Origin of the sequence: Rhodococcus sp. NPDC077669, assembly GCF_040686915.1 — a bacterium.
Classification (GTDB): Bacteria; Actinomycetota; Actinomycetes; order Mycobacteriales; family Mycobacteriaceae; genus Rhodococcoides; species Rhodococcoides fascians.
Genome location: NZ_JBFBMD010000001.1, coordinates 417,998 through 432,814, shown reverse-complemented (window position 1 = coordinate 432,814; position 14,817 = coordinate 417,998). Strand labels below are relative to the sequence as shown.

Annotated in this window: 13 protein-coding genes and 1 tRNA gene; 9 read left to right on the top strand and 5 right to left on the bottom strand. The window is 64.5% G+C overall.

Features of this window, described 5'->3' with window-relative positions; all coding sequences use genetic code 11:
* Window positions 1-25 precede the first annotated feature (25 nt).
* The gene (locus AB0P23_RS02065) at window positions 26-652 is read right to left on the bottom strand and encodes a TetR family transcriptional regulator (RefSeq protein WP_027497609.1); all 627 of its coding nucleotides are present in this window, start codon (window positions 650-652) and stop codon (window positions 26-28) included.
* A 195-nt stretch (window positions 653-847) separates the two neighbouring features.
* Here AB0P23_RS02065 and AB0P23_RS02060 point away from each other — a divergent pair, with 195 nt between their 5' ends.
* The 3 genes from AB0P23_RS02060 to AB0P23_RS02050 are packed head-to-tail and all read left to right on the top strand — an operon-like array spanning window position 848 to window position 3,450.
* A complete protein-coding gene (locus tag AB0P23_RS02060; RefSeq protein ID WP_283541618.1) occupies window positions 848-1,960 on the top strand; it encodes a ferredoxin reductase in 1,113 nt (370 codons plus the stop codon).
* Window positions 1,961-2,005: 45 nt separating this feature from the next.
* Window positions 2,006-3,190 (top strand): acyl-CoA desaturase, encoded by a 1,185-nt coding sequence (locus tag AB0P23_RS02055; RefSeq protein WP_045841290.1) that lies wholly within the window; start codon window positions 2,006-2,008, stop codon window positions 3,188-3,190.
* Between the two features lie 23 nt (window positions 3,191-3,213).
* Entirely contained in the window at window positions 3,214-3,450 is a 237-nt protein-coding gene (locus AB0P23_RS02050; protein ID WP_027497606.1) for a hypothetical protein, read from the top strand.
* A 69-nt stretch (window positions 3,451-3,519) separates the two neighbouring features.
* On the opposite strand, the gene AB0P23_RS02045 is transcribed toward AB0P23_RS02050, so the two are convergent.
* From AB0P23_RS02045 to AB0P23_RS02035, 3 genes are all read right to left on the bottom strand, one after another.
* Window positions 3,520-4,629, bottom strand: a complete 1,110-nt coding sequence (locus tag AB0P23_RS02045; RefSeq protein ID WP_045841289.1) for a class I SAM-dependent methyltransferase — start codon at window positions 4,627-4,629, stop codon at window positions 3,520-3,522.
* Window positions 4,626-5,768, bottom strand: a complete 1,143-nt coding sequence (locus tag AB0P23_RS02040; RefSeq protein WP_032406772.1) for a N(5)-(carboxyethyl)ornithine synthase — start codon at window positions 5,766-5,768, stop codon at window positions 4,626-4,628. Before AB0P23_RS02040 ends, AB0P23_RS02045 begins: the two co-directional genes overlap by 4 nt.
* 70 nt (window positions 5,769-5,838) lie before the next feature.
* Window positions 5,839-5,911: transfer RNA gene (locus AB0P23_RS02035), tRNA-Arg, on the bottom strand.
* 146 nt (window positions 5,912-6,057) lie between these two features.
* Here AB0P23_RS02035 and AB0P23_RS02030 point away from each other — a divergent pair.
* Together AB0P23_RS02030 and AB0P23_RS02025 are read left to right on the top strand one after the other, a co-directional pair.
* On the top strand, window positions 6,058-7,215 hold the full coding sequence (locus AB0P23_RS02030) for an XdhC/CoxI family protein (RefSeq protein WP_283541619.1): 1,158 nt from the start codon (window positions 6,058-6,060) through the stop codon (window positions 7,213-7,215).
* Window positions 7,216-7,259: 44 nt separating this feature from the next.
* Entirely contained in the window at window positions 7,260-9,338 is a 2,079-nt protein-coding gene (locus AB0P23_RS02025; protein WP_283541620.1) for a cytochrome c oxidase assembly protein, read from the top strand.
* Between the two features lie 7 nt (window positions 9,339-9,345).
* Here the strand turns inward: AB0P23_RS02025 and AB0P23_RS02020 are convergent, their stop codons facing one another.
* Entirely contained in the window at window positions 9,346-9,771 is a 426-nt protein-coding gene (locus AB0P23_RS02020; protein WP_032368218.1) for a MarR family transcriptional regulator, read from the bottom strand.
* Between the two features lie 82 nt (window positions 9,772-9,853).
* On the opposite strand from AB0P23_RS02020, the gene AB0P23_RS02015 reads away from it, so the two are divergent.
* The 4 genes from AB0P23_RS02015 to ettA all read left to right on the top strand — a co-directional run bounded on the left by AB0P23_RS02015 (window position 9,854) and on the right by ettA (window position 14,816).
* Window positions 9,854-11,650, top strand: a complete 1,797-nt coding sequence (locus AB0P23_RS02015; RefSeq protein WP_222088873.1) for an ABC transporter ATP-binding protein — start codon at window positions 9,854-9,856, stop codon at window positions 11,648-11,650.
* Between the two features lie 47 nt (window positions 11,651-11,697).
* Window positions 11,698-12,357 (top strand): YigZ family protein, encoded by a 660-nt coding sequence (locus tag AB0P23_RS02010; protein WP_094717959.1) that lies wholly within the window; start codon window positions 11,698-11,700, stop codon window positions 12,355-12,357.
* Between the two features lie 165 nt (window positions 12,358-12,522).
* The gene (gene ssb, locus AB0P23_RS02005; RefSeq protein ID WP_048318588.1) at window positions 12,523-13,011 is read left to right on the top strand and encodes a single-stranded DNA-binding protein; all 489 of its coding nucleotides are present in this window, start codon (window positions 12,523-12,525) and stop codon (window positions 13,009-13,011) included.
* A 125-nt stretch (window positions 13,012-13,136) separates the two neighbouring features.
* Window positions 13,137-14,816, top strand: coding sequence for an energy-dependent translational throttle protein EttA (ettA, locus tag AB0P23_RS02000; protein WP_027497597.1), 1,680 nt, complete (start codon window positions 13,137-13,139; stop codon window positions 14,814-14,816).
* The last annotated feature ends 1 nt before the right edge of the window (window position 14,817 follow it).

Below are 14,817 nucleotides of genomic sequence, written 5' to 3'. Positions count from 1 at the left end.
CGCGGCTCGCGCTCGTGCCCGACGGTCAAGCCCGTCGCGGTTCCCATTTGCTCATCCCCAGCATGATCATCCGGATCTGCTTCTCGGTGCGTTCGATGAGGTCTTTCTCGTTCTGACTACCCGGTCGGTCGATTTCCAACAGACCGACCACCGCCGTCAGCATCGTCGAGACCAGGAGGTCGGCCGTCATCTCGAGATCGGAGACGTCCCATCGTTCGAGACCGGGCATGCGAGAGAGGTCGATGGTCAGCTCGCTGACGAACAGCCGGAGCTCGGTGGCGAATGCGCGACGTACCTCGGTGACTCCGCCGTAGCGCTCGCGACTGAGGAAGCGGAACTGATCCTCGTGGCTGCGGACCTGACGAACCAGGATGCCGAAGGATTCGGTGGCCGTCTTGGTACTCGGGTTGCGTCTGGCGTCGCGCAGCATCTGGCGCAGCATGCGCATGCTGTCCTCGACCAACGCGACCCCGAGGTCTTCCATGGACGCGAAGTGTCGATAGAACGCGGTGGGGACGATGCCGGCGGACCGCGCGACCTCACGCAGGCTCACGCTCGCGAACGACCGTTCGCGAAGCAGATCGAGTGTGCCGTCGATCAAGGCCTGCCGCGTGCGCTCCTTGCGCTCCGCGCGGGTACCCGGTTCTGTCACGGCGTCCAGTTTATGGGCGGGCACTCTGTGATCTCCCCTCCGGTTGCTTCCGCGGTCCCCGTGAACTTCACATGAGGTCTGTAATGGCGGTCACATAAACGTTGACAGGTACCGGTGTCGCTCTGTCACACTCATGTTAGTGCACAATCGTTCACTGAATGGGTCGTAGGGTTCGATCCGGTTAGGGAGGATGGAATGACGCTTCAAGAACGTCCGACGCGACCCACGGGTTCGCGCAAGTTCTCGCTTCTTTCCCTGTTCGAGGCAATGGCCACGCCCCACGCGCTCGATCGGTACCTGGAGCTGGTCGACCCCATGACGACCGTTCGTGATCTGCGCGGCGAAGTGACCGAGATACACCGGTCCACCGAAGATTCGCTGACGCTCACCATCCGCCCCACCCGACAGTGGAAGGGCTTTCAGGCCGGCCAGTTCGTTCAGGTCGGGGTGGTCATCGACGGCGTACGTCAGACTCGCTGCTACTCGCCGGCCTGTTCGCAGTACCGCAAGGACGGCCGAATCGAGCTGACGATCAAGGCGCACCCCGAGGGGCTGGTCTCGCAGTATCTGCACAAGAACGCCCACGTCGGCCTCGTCGTCAGCCTGTCGCAGGCGGACGGCACGTTCAAGCTTCCCCAGCCACGCCCGGCGCGCACGCTGCTGATCAGCGGCGGCAGCGGCATCACGCCCGTGCTGTCCATGCTCAGGTCGCTGCTGGACGAGGGGTACAGCAGCGACCTGACCTTCCTGCACTACGCGTACACCGAGAACGACGTCGCGTACAAGCAGGAGCTCGAGAAGATCGCCGCCGAGCACGACAACGTGAACCTCGTCTTCGCGTACACCGAGCAGACGACCGGCGGGGACCTGCACGGGTTCTTCGGCAAGGAGCACCTCGACGCCGTGGCACCGTGGTTCGCAGACGCGGACACCTTCCTGTGCGGTCCGCCCGGGCTGATGAAGGGCGTGACGTCGTTCTTCGACGACGCAGGGCTCGGCGACCGACTGCACCTCGAGGAATTCACACCGTCCTTCGCCACCGTGAGCGACGACGTCACGGGAACCACCACGTTCTCCGGAAGTGACGTCGCCGCCGAGAACGACGGTGCAACGTTGCTCGCACAAGCCGAGGGAGCCGGTCTGTCGCCGGCCAACGGGTGCCGAATGGGCATCTGCTTCACCTGCACCTCGGTGAAGAAGTCCGGCTGCACCAAGAACATCAAGACCGGTGAGACCGACACCGAATCCGACAAGAAGATCCAGCTCTGTGTGTCCGTTGCCGTCGGCGACGTCGACATCGACATCTAGTCCCGGAGCTCCCGCCCACCACCCGATCGAATTGGAGATCAGCAGATGCTCGGAACGATTCTCTCGATCCTGCCCACCGCCGTCATTCCCTTCCGACGCAACGAAACGCTGCCTGACGAGCCGACCGTACTGACGTACGAACAGGTCGAAGAGCTCGGCCGCGAACTCGACGACCTGCGGGCCCGCACCGTCGCCAAACTGGGCGACGAGGACCGCGAATACATCTACAAGATCATCAAGGCGCAGCGCGGGCTCGAGATCACCGGACGCGCACTCATGTACCTGCCTTTCGTCCCGCCGGCGTGGCTCGCCGGTGTCGGCGCACTCGGCGTCGCGAAGATCCTCGACAACATGGAGATCGGCCACAACGTCATGCACGGCCAGTACGACTGGATGCGTGAGCCGGGTCTGAACTCCGAGGTGTTCGAGTGGGACACAGTCTGCCCGGCAGACCAGTGGAAGCACTCGCACAACTACATGCACCACACGTTCACCAACATCGTCGGCATGGACCGCGACATCGGGTACGGCATCCTGCGCATGGATCAGGACCAGAAGTGGAACCCGTACTACCTCGGCAACCCCGTCTACGCATTCCTGCTCATGACGTTCTTCGAGTGGGGCGTCATGCTGCACGACCTCGAGACCGAGAACATCGTCGCCGGTAAGCGCAAGTGGCACGACGTCAAGCCGTTGCTGCAGGGAATGTGGCGCAAGGCGGGCAAGCAGGCTCTCAAGGATTACGTCATCTTCCCCGCTCTGACCGGGCCGTTCTTCGCCTCGACCGTGGTCGGCAACGTTGCTGCGAACCTGATCCGCAACGTGTGGACGTACTCGATCATCTTCTGCGGCCACTTCCCGACGGGGGTGCAGACCTTCAGCAAGGAAGAGACCGCCGACGAGAGCCGGGGCGAATGGTACGTCCGTCAGATGCTCGGATCGGCCAACATCGAGGGTTCGCCGCTGTTCCACATCATGTCCGGCAACCTCTCGCACCAGATCGAGCACCACCTCTTCCCGGATCTTCCCGCGCACCGCTACCCGCAGATCGCACCCGAGGTCAAGGCTCTGTGCCAGAAGTACGACCTGCCGTACAACACCGGCGGCTTCTTCCACCAGATCGGTACCGTGTGGGGCAAGATCTTCAAGCTCGCTCTGCCCAACTCGCTCACCGGATCGGCTGCCCCGGCCAGTGTTATCGTCGAGCGTAAGAAGACCGACGCAGCGTGACGACTTCGAAGGGGGCGGTCCTGGTGGTGGGAAGGTTCGAGCGCAACAAGGACACCGTGCAGGATTTCACCGAGTCTGCGGCGACACACGTCGGCAGAATCGTGGTGATCATCGCCGGAGCGGTCCGTGACGTCACTCGCGAGATCGGTGATCTGATCACCGATGGAATCGAAATGCGCGAGGCCGCGAAGAAGGCCGAGCGTGACGCGCCGCTGGGCACCGTGATCAACGGGGAGTTCGAGACCCGCGACCGGCACTGACTCACCGCACGATCGACGAAGCCGCCCGAGCATTGCTCGGGCGGCTTTCTCGTGTCTCGGCGCGGATGGCTAGCGGCGGCGCAGTCTCCACAGTGACGTGGTTTCGCGCGACCGGGCTTCGTGCAGAACATCGGAGGCGTCGGTCGCTCGAGAATGCGATGGCACGGTGTCCATCCGGTCGACGACGGTCAGGCCGGCCTTGTCGATCGACGCGAGAAGGTCTGTGCGCGTGACTAATCCGAGCAGCTCGGCGAGGTCGGACAACACCAACCAGGCCTCGCCGTCGGGCGTCAGATGCCCGCCGAGGCGGCTGAGGAACGATTTCAGCATGCGAGAACCGGGATCGTAGACGGCATGCTCGATCCCCGACGTCGGCTTGGTGGGGATCCACGGCGGGTTGCAGACGATCAATCCCGCGCGGCCGCTCGGGAAGATGTCGGTCTGCACCACCTCGACCCGATCGCTGTACCCGAGTGCGTCGAGATTGGCGCGGGCGCACGCGACCGATCGGGGGTCCTTGTCGGTCGCCACCACCGCAGGTACGCCCCGGCGCGCGAGTACCGCAGCCAGCACACCTGAGCCCGTCCCGATGTCGAAAGCCCGGTCCGTGGCAGGTAGCGGTGCGTCGGCGACGAGCTGGATGTACTCACCGCGGACAGGCGAGAACACTCCGTAGTGGGGATGAACGGACGCGTCCAGCGCCGGCACGAACACTCCCTTGCGGCGCCACTCGTGTGCGCCGATGATCCCGAGGAGTTCACGGAGTGACAGCACGCAGGCCGAGGCATCGGAACCCAGTGCTTCCGCTACGGCCGATCGCACCTCCGGCGCTCGGCCGAGATCGAGCCGTAGATCCGAATCGAGTTGCACCAGAAGCATTCCCAATACCCGTGCGCGCCGCGCCTGGTACTGACGATGCAGGTGGAACCGCTCGGCGGGCGACGCGTTCTCGGGCTGTGTGGCCGGTGGTACCCGCCGCGTCATGGCCGACAGGAGCTGGCGAGCGTTGTTGTAATCGCCACGCCACAGCAGGGACTCGCCGATCGTCGCCAGCTTGTAGGCCACGTCCGCCGTCGTCGCGTCGTCGACGATCCGCACCACCCGTGGTGGCGGCGCACCGTTCTCCGACTGCCATCGCGCGGACCGTTCGATGCCGTCCTCGACCCACGTGACGCTCATGCTGCAGTGTGCGGGTACTCCGCACTGCGATGTTGGAAGGCAAGGATATTGGGGTTCACGATGACACCCTCCCTGATTTCGATGGAACGCTCGATGGTGGCGTCCTCACTCCACGCCGCGGGCCCGTCGAGAACCACGCGAAGGTAGGGCAGCAACGATTCGCTGATCTCCCACGTCGCCGAATTCCACAGATAGGACGGGCTGTGGTCGACGGCGTAGTAGTGCACGTTGTCACCGACGGTGAACATCGGGTCGGCGAACGACGTGGGCCGAGCCCATTCGAATCCCATTCCCTCGTCACACGAGACGTCCACGACCAGGGTGCCCGGCGTCAATGTGGGCAGGTCCTCGTTCGCCAAGAACGTCAGTGGTGAGTTCGTATCCTGCAGTACGCAATTGACGATCACATCGTGGTCGGACAGAAACTGCGAGAGTGGGATTCGACCGTCGGGAGTCAGAGCTCGGCTCTGGCGGGGATCGGCGTCGTCGAGATCGAAATTGACGATGTTGGCCGAGTGGATCGGCGAACCCACCGCCGTGACCCCACGCTGAGTGAGGACATCGACGTCGTGGATCCCGTGTGCACTGAGCGCGGTGACCGCGCCGCGCGCCGTGGCTCCGAAACCGATGACAGCGGCCCGCAACCTGCGGCCGTAGTCCCCGGTGGAACCGATCAGCTGCAATGCGTGCAGCACCGAGCAGTACCCGGCCAATTCGTTGTTCTTGTGGAACACATGAAGATTGAACCAGCCGTCCTGCGTCCAGTGGTTCATGGCCTCGAAGGCGATCAGCGTGAGCTTGCGATCGACGGCGATCTGGGTGAGCCTTTCGTCCTGCACACAGTGCGGCCAACCCCAGAGCGTCTGGCCGGGTCGAAGAGACTCGAGATCTTCGGCCTGAGGCTTCGGCAGCAGAATCACGTCGCACCGAGCAATGAGTTCGGCGCGGGTGCCGATACCCGCGACCTGCGTGGCCAGGTGCTCGTCGGAGATTCCGAACGGTTCGCCGTAGCCGGATTCGAGGAACATTCGGCTTCGAATGTCGGCGTCGATGCGATCGAAATGAAGAGGATGAATCGGTAGTCGACGCTCATCGGGCTTGCGCGAACGTGAGAGGACTCCGAGAGTGAGCTGATGCACGTGTAACCCTTCGTTACGCGAAGTCAACCACAGTAACGCGAGTCGGCCAGCGTTCGCGCTGGTCAGAGGGTGCCCCCGGCAGGATTCGAACCTGCGACCAAGGGATTAGAAGGCCCTTGCTCTATCCCCTGAGCTACGGAGGCTGGCACGCGCGGACAGGCCCGCTCGAGCACGGTTGACGAGTGTACCTTTCCGCCTACGGCGATCACACCGGCATGGGTTGAGGGAGCAGTGCAGTGGGAAGCCTGTGATGTCGTAGACGTTCCGGCCGGCACCCGAAGGAGGTTCGATGCACGACATTCTGGACGAGCTGCTGCACGCCTGGCAGACCGGCGACGCGGCCGCGGTGGCAACGGTCGTGCAGACATTCGACTCCGCGCCGCGTCCTGTGGGTGCGTCGATGATGGTCGGCCAGGACGGTGCGGTCGCCGGTTCGGTGTCCGGCGGCTGCGTCGAGGGTGCCGTGTACGAGTCGGCGCACGACGTGATGCAGTCCGGCACCCCGATACTCACTCGATACGGGGTGTCGGACGACGACGCATTCGCAGTCGGGCTCACGTGCGGGGGCACGCTGGATGTGTTCGTGCAGGCGGTGTCGAAGCACACCTTTCCCGAGTTCGGTGACGTCGTGGCGAACGTGCGCCGCAACGTCCCGGTTGCAGTGGCCACCGTGATTGCTCATGCCGACGCAACACGGGTCGGTCGGAGAGCAGTTCTGACGGAGTCGGGTATTCGCGGTTCTCTCGGCAGCTCGCGGGCGGACGCCGCCATTGCCGACGACGCGAAAGGGTTACTGGCAGCGGGACGTTCGGCCGTTCTGACGTACGGAACCGACGGCCAGCGCCGCGGTCGGGGAATGCAGGTGTTCGTGTCCAGTCATGCGCCGTCGCCGAGAATGCTCGTGTTCGGTGCCATCGACTTCGCTGCGGCGGTTGCGCAGCAGGGTGCCTTTCTGGGCTACCGCGTCACCGTTTGCGACGCCCGAGCCGTGTTTGCGACCCCGCAGCGCTTTCCCGCTGCCGAGCAGGTGGTGGTCGCGTGGCCGCACGACTACCTGAACCAACAGTGGGCGGCGGGGGAGTTGGACGAGAGGACCGTGGTCTGTGTGTTGACTCACGACCCGAAGTTCGATGTGCCACTGCTCGAAGTGGCGTTGCGGATTCCGGCCCTGGCGTTCGTCGGAGCGATGGGCTCGCGGCGAACCCATGACGACCGCATCGCCCGGTTACGGGCGGCAGGAGTGACCGAGACCGAACTCGCGCGATTGTCGAGCCCGATCGGACTCGACCTGGGTGCACGCACGCCGCAGGAGACCGCGGTGTCCATTGCGGCGGAGATCATCGCCCAGAGATGGGGCGGGAGCGGCACGCCTCTCCGGCAGCAACACGGACGCATCCACCACGACTCGCTGGACGCCGAGGACGGGGCAAAGTACGACGCTGTGTAGGACTCGCGTTTCGAGTACTGCCGAACACCTCTTACTCTGGTGGTATGGCCACACCGGATCTCGACAAGACCGACCCGTCGCACGCCGGGGACTCCACCGGCGATGTGCGGTCGGACGAGGGTACGGGCAGTGCAGATCCCCGCTCGACAACCACGTCGGTGTTCGTCACTGCCGGCGTCATCGCCGGTGTCGTCGCTGCCCTGGTCGTCATGCTGTCCGCGTCGGACGCGTTGGTCCTGCTCGGTATCCCTGATCCCGGCCCGGCCACCACCTACGGACTGCCCGCCCTGCGTGCGATCGGTGAGATCGCAGCGGTCATCGCGGTCGGCTCGTTCCTGCTGGCGGCGTTCCTGGTTCCGCCGCAGAAGAACGGCGTCCTCGACGTGGACGGTTACCGGGCGGTTCGCACCGGCTCGGTCGCATCCATCGTCTGGGCCGTATGTGCGCTTCTCCTCGTGCCGTTGACGCTGTCCGACACCTCCGGCCAGCCGTTCGCCGAGGCCGTAAAGCCGGCGAATCTGTGGATCGCGCTGGATCAGGTGGAGATCGCCAGTGCATGGCGGTGGACGGCCATCATGGCCGTCGTGGTCGCCATTGCCTCGCGGACGGTACTGCGGTGGTCCTGGACGCCTGCGCTGCTCGGATTCTCGCTGGCCACCCTGCTGCCCATTGCGCTCAGTGGTCATTCCTCGGCGGGCGGATCGCACGACATCGCGACCAACTCGCTGATCCTGCACCTCGGTGCCGCGTCGTTGTGGGCGGGCGGGCTGTTCGCACTGCTTGCACATGTCCGCAGACGCGGCGCGCACACCGACGTCGCTGCTCGGCGGTTCTCCACGATCGCCGGCGTCTGCTTCGTCGTCATGGGCATCAGCGGAGTCATCAACGCCCTGGTTCGGGTGTCCCTCGCCGACCTGTTCACCACGACGTACGGCCTGCTGATCGTGGGCAAGATTCTCGCGTTGATCGTGCTCGGCGGATTCGGCTGGATGCAGCGGCGCCGCGCTCTGCCCGCACTGATCGCCGATCCCACCGCCCGTGGACCGCTGCTCCGGTTCGCCGGGGCCGAGGTGCTCGTTCTCGCCGCGACCGTCGGTCTGGCCGTCGGCCTCGGGCGAACACCACCGCCCGCCGAGATCGACCCGAACCTGACGCCGACCGAGGCCGCGCTCGGATACGACCTCAGCGGACCGCCGACGTTCGCCCGTATGGCTTTCGACTGGCGCTTCGACCTGATCTTCGGCACCGCCGCGATCGTCCTGGCCGTGGTGTACCTGATCGGGGTCCGTCGGCTGCGACTGCGCGGCGACGCGTGGCCCGTCGGTCGCACCGTCGCCTGGGTCCTGGGCTGCCTCACACTGCTGATCAGTACGTCTTCGGGCATCGGACGGTATTCCACGGCAGTGTTCAGCGTGCACATGACCGGACACATGATGCTGTCGATGCTCGCGCCGGTTCTGCTCGCGCTCGGCGGTGCACTGACGTTGGCGTTGCGTGTCCTGCCCGCAGCAGGCAAGGACGGCGTCCCGGGGATGCGCGAGTGGTTGCTGATGGGCCTGCACAGTCGACTGTCGCAGTTCGTCACCCACCCGCTCGTCGCGGCGCTGATCTTCGTGGGCGGCTTCTACGTGCTCTACCTCGGCGGAATCTTCGGGGCCGTACTGGACAGTCACGGAGCTCATCTGTTGATGAACCTGCACTTCGTGCTCAGCGGATACCTGTTCTACTGGACGGTCATCGGCGTCGATCCGTCTCCGCGCAAGATTGCTCCGGTCACCAAACTCGCCGTGGTGTTCGGCTCACTGCCGTTCCATGCGTTCTTCGGTGTGGCGCTGATGAGCATGAACACCGTCATGGGTGCCTGGTTCTACCGCACGCTCGGCCTCGACTGGAACTCCGACCTACTGGGGGACCAGAAGCTCGGTGGCGGCATCGCGTGGGCAACCGGCGAGGTGCCTCTGGTGCTGGTCATGCTCGCACTGCTGATCCAGTGGTCCCGCAGCGACGATCGCGACGCCAGGCGCGGCGACAGAGCCGCCGAGCGTGACCACGACGCCGACCTGGCCGCGCACAACGCGATGTTCGCCGAGCTGGCCCGTCGTGATCGGGACGGCAGGCAGTAGCTTCTCGTCAGTCGCTGCCGGCGATCTTGTGCAGAAGCCGGTCGAGTTCGGTGCGTTCGGCCGGCTCGAGGCCGTCGAACAGGTCCGCGGACACCTGACGTCGTGCCTCGTCGACGCGGTCGAGCAGGGCGCGGCCGGCGTCGGTCAGCTCGACCAGGACAGCGCGTCGATCACTCGGGTCCGGCGCTCGCGTCACCAGTTCTGCCGCTTCGAGTGAGTCGACGATGTCGGTGGCCGATCGAGCGACGATACGGAGGTGCTCGGCCAGATCACGCAATCGGACCGATTCTCGTTCGCGGGCCAAGACGTGCATGGCCCTGCTCTGCGACGGGTTGAGTCCGAACGGTTCCAGCGCAGTCATGTGGCTTCGCCGAATTCTTCGGGCAACGGCCATGAACGAATCGCTCAGGTTGGGCGAGTGTCCGGTGTTCATACGACGGATCATAGCGAGGCTTGCTCACAACCTCATAGTGAGGTAACCTCTGCATATTACTTCAGCTACCACGGGGGTCTACTTGGAAAGCCGTCCCGAACGCGTACCACTCGCTTCCGATCCAGCGCCCGTCCGACGAGTCCTGGCTCTGTTCACGCCCTACCGGCGCAAGATCGCTGCCGTCAGCGCGATCATCGTGGCCAGCGCCATCATTGCGCTCGCCTCTCCTCTACTTCTTCGCGAACTCCTCGATCATGCAATTCCCGACCGCGACGTCACGCTCGTCAGCCTCATCGCGGTCGGCATGATCGCTGTTGCAGTCGCCACCAACACTCTCGGCGTGGTGCAGACCTGGATGTCCAACGGCGTCGGTCAGCAACTCATGCACGATCTGCGCGTGCAGGTCTATTCGCACCTGCAGAGACAGTCCCTCGGATTCTTCGCGCGAACGCGCACCGGTGAGGTGCAATCGCGTATCGCGAACGACATCGGCGGCATGCAATCCGTCGTCACCAACACCGCGACGTCCATCGCGCAGAACGCCACGACGGTCGCAGCGACCGTGGTCGCGCTCTTCCTGCTCGATTGGAAGCTCGCCACGTTCTCGCTGATCATCCTGCCGATCTTCGTGCGAGTCGCTCGACGTATCGGCGACGAGCGTCGCAAGATCTCGACCAAGCGGCAGAAATTGCTCAGCGATCTGTCCGTCCAGATCGAGGAATCACTGTCCGTCAGTGGAATTCTTCTGGGCAAGACCACCGGTTCCGCCCAGGCGTTGACCGACAAATTCGCCGACCGATCGCACGAGGTGGCCGGTGTCGAACTGGCCGCAATGATGGCGGGCAAGTGGCGGATGGCGACAATTCAGATCAGCTTCGCCGTGATGCCCGCTCTGGTGTACTGGTTCGCCGGCATCACCATCGGTCAGGGGAGTGCATTGACGATCGGCACCCTGGTCGCGTTCACCGCATTGCAGACCCAATTGTTCCGGCCCACCATGCAATTGCTCAACACCGGCGTCGAAGTACAGGCATCCTTGGCGTTGTTCGGCAGAGTCTTCGAGTATCTCGACCTGCCCATCGATGTCGCCGAACCCGAGCACCCGGTCACACTCTCGCGAGAGAGCGTGCGCGGCGATGTCGCTTTCCGCGGCGTCGACTTCACCTATGCCGCCGCGACTGTCCCGACACTGTGCAACATCGATCTCGACGTACCGGCCGGGAGCACGCTCGCGCTCGTCGGCGCAACCGGATCGGGCAAGACCACGCTGGGATACCTCGTTGCCCGCCTGCATGATCCGACAGCCGGCTCGGTGACCATCGACGGTGTCGACTTGCGGCACATGGCGTCGGAGAACATTGCCGACCTGGTGGGCGTCGTCTCTCAGGAGACCTACTTGTTCCACGCCACCATCAGGGAGAACCTGCGGTTCGCCAAACCCGACGCCACCGACGACGAGATCGTGGCTGCCGCTCGGACGGCCCAGATACACGACTTCATCGACGGCCTCGACGACGGTTACGACACGATGGTCGGCGAGCGCGGCTACCGATTCTCCGGCGGTGAGAAGCAGCGCATCGCAATCGCCCGAACTGTCCTGCGCAACCCGCCGATTCTGGTGCTCGACGAAGCGACGAGCGCCCTGGACAATCGCACCGAACGCGCAGTGCAGACAGCGCTCGACGGTTTGATGCACGGCCGTACCACCATTCTGATCGCCCATCGCCTGTCCACCGTGCGAGCAGCAGACGCCATCGCGGTACTCGATCACGGCATCGTGCGCGAGGTCGGAAGCCACGAGGCGCTGCTCGCCGAAGACGGCATGTACGCCCAATTGGTCCGTGCCGCAGACGATGTCGTGGACAGCGTTGCTGCATGATCAGGGCTATTGCATGATCAGGGTTGTTGCATGAGCTGGGCTGCCGCGTGAGCGAGCTTCGAACGATCGCCGGCCGGGTTGTGTGCGAGACCGAGGTCAAGAGATCGCGGTTCGTCACCGTGGTGGACAGGGCGAGCACCGAGGCCGACGCTCGCGCGGTCATCGCAGCGGCGCGGAAAGCGGATCCGACTGCCGGACATCACTGTTCGGCATTCATCGTCGAATCCTCGGCTGCAGGCATCGTTGTCGTCCACGAAGACTTGACCCACCGCATCGAGCGATCCAACGACGACGGCGAACCCAGCGGCACGGCAGGAACGCCCATGCTCGAGGTGTTGCGCGGTCATCGGCTGACCAACGTGGTCGCGGTGGTCGGCAGATATTTCGGCGGCACCAAGCTCGGTACCGGCGGATTGGCCCGCGCGTACGGCGGTGCGGTCACCGAGGCACTTGCCCAGGCTCGGTTTCTCACCCGAGAGCGACGCGACGTGCTGACCCTCGAACTCGACCACGCCGAGGTGGGACGCGTCGAATCGGAGTTACGCGGACACGGGGCCTTGGTGCTCGATACCGCCTACGACACTCGAGCCGTGCTCACCGTCGCCGTCGCAGACGCCGATTCGACTGCAGCGCTGGTGGCGTCGCTCACCGCCGGACGGGTGGTGCCGGCTCTCGGTGGGCACGTTTACGTAGAAACAACCGAGTAGCACACCGGTCCGACACGAGTGGCGTCATGACCAGCCGATCCTGGACGTTCATCCACAGGCTCAGCGGTTGTCCACATTTCGCGAACACGTCCGTCACGGGCGGCTCCGGCGTAGCAGTGTCGATCTCGATCGCAATCACGCGATATTCATCGAGAGGAAGACACCATGTACGAAGCTCAGTGCGCTGTTGTGGGCACCGTCATCACCAATCCCGTCAAGCGCTCCACGCCCACCGGCGACGAGGTCCTCAGCTTTCGGATGGCGAGCAATGCCCGACGGCAGGACCGCAACACCGGTGAATGGACCGACGGCGGCACCCTCTATCTCACGGTCACGTGCTGGCGTCGACTCGTGCGCGGCGTCGGCGCATCGTTGATGAAGGGCGATCCGATCATCGCCTACGGACAGCTGCGCACCAACGAATACACCAATCGCGACGGCGTCGAACGATCCGACCTCGAGATGCGGGCCAGCGCCGTCGGGCCGGACCTTGCGCGCTGCAACGTGGCAATCCATCGGACCAGGACGGTGGCGCCCGAAGTACCTGCAGACGAGGCACTCACCGACGACGATCGGGGTGCCGCCGAACCACCGGAGGACGAGCCGGATCACGATCGAATCGGTGACGACGTCCGCGAGGCGGTACCCGCCTGACGGCCCGCCGACATCCGTCGTCCCCGGTGGATGCAACCCGCGCACGACCGCGGACGACGGATGTGGGCTCGGCGCGGACTCGGTCGATGGTGTTCCGACGCGGCCGCACCGATAAGCTGGGCGGCATGGCTGAATTCATTTACACCATGAAGAAGGTGCGCAAGGCGCACGGCGACAAAGTGATCCTCGACGACGTGACGATGAGCTTCTACCCGGGAGCGAAGATCGGCGTCGTCGGCCCGAACGGCGCCGGTAAGTCGAGCATCCTCAAGATCATGGCGGGAATCGATCAGCCCGGAAACGGTGAGGCGTTCCTCGCTCCCGGTGCCTCGGTCGGCATTCTCATGCAGGAGCCGATTCTCGACGACACCAAGACCGTTCGCGAGAACGTCGAGGACGGCCTCGGCGAGACGATGGTCCAGCTCAAGCGCTACAACGAGATCGCCGAGCTGATGGCAACCGACTACTCCGACGAGCTCATGGAAGAGATGGGCGAGCTGCAGGAGAAGCTCGACCACGCCGACGCCTGGGAGATCGACTCGCAGCTCGAACAGGCGATGGACGCGCTGCGCTGCCCGCCGCCCGAGTCCCCGGTCACCAACCTCTCCGGTGGTGAGAAGCGTCGCGTCGCCCTGTGCAAGTTGCTGCTCAGCAAGCCCGACCTGTTGCTGCTCGACGAGCCGACCAACCACCTCGACGCCGAGAGTGTGCTGTGGCTCGAGCAGCACTTGGCCGCCTACGCCGGTGCCATTCTCGCCGTGACTCACGACCGGTACTTCCTCGACCACGTCGCGCAGTGGATCGCCGAGGTCGACCGCGGACATCTGTACCCGTACGAGGGCAACTACTCGACCTACCTGGAGAAGAAGGCCGAGCGCCTCGAGGTCTCGGGCAAGAAGGACCAGAAGCTGCAGAAGCGACTCAAGGACGAACTCGCCTGGGTTCGCTCCGGTGCCAAGGCTCGCCAGGCCAAGAGCAAGTCTCGTCTGGCTCGCTACGACGAGATGGTGGCCGAGGCCGAGAAGACCAGGAAGCTCGACTTCGACGAGATCCAGATCCCCAACCCGCCGCGCCTCGGCGACGTCGTGGTCGAGGTCAAGAGCCTCGATAAGGGCTTCGACGGCCGCGTGCTGATCAAGGATCTGTCCTTCACGTTGCCGCGCAACGGAATCGTCGGCGTTATCGGACCCAACGGTGTCGGTAAGACGACACTGTTCAAGACCATCGTCGGGCTCGAGGAGCCGGACGGCGGCGAGGTGAAGATCGGGCAGACCGTCAAGCTCAGCTACGTCGACCAGAACCGCTCCGGCATCGACTCGAAGAAGACGGTCTGGGAAACGGTCTCCGACGGCCTGGACTTCATCACCGTGGGCAACTCGGAATTCCCGTCGCGCGCGTACATCAGCTCGTTCGGATTCAAGGGCCACGATCAGCAGAAGCCCGCTGGAGTTCTCTCCGGCGGTGAGCGCAACCGTCTGAATCTGGCAATGACGCTCAAGCAGGGTGGCAACCTGATCCTGCTTGACGAGCCGACCAACGACCTCGACGTCGAGACACTCGGATCGCTCGAGAACGCGCTCGAGGAATTCCCCGGTTGCGCCGTGGTCATCTCGCACGACCGGTGGTTCCTGGACCGCACCTGCACCCACATCCTGGCGTGGGAAGGTGGCTTCGGAGACAACGAGGCTGCCTGGTACTGGTACGAGGGCAACTTCGAGGGCTACGAGGCCAACAAGGTCGAGCGGCTCGGCCCCGACGCGGCGCGTCCCCACCGCGTCACGCACCGGAAGCTGACCCGAGACTGAC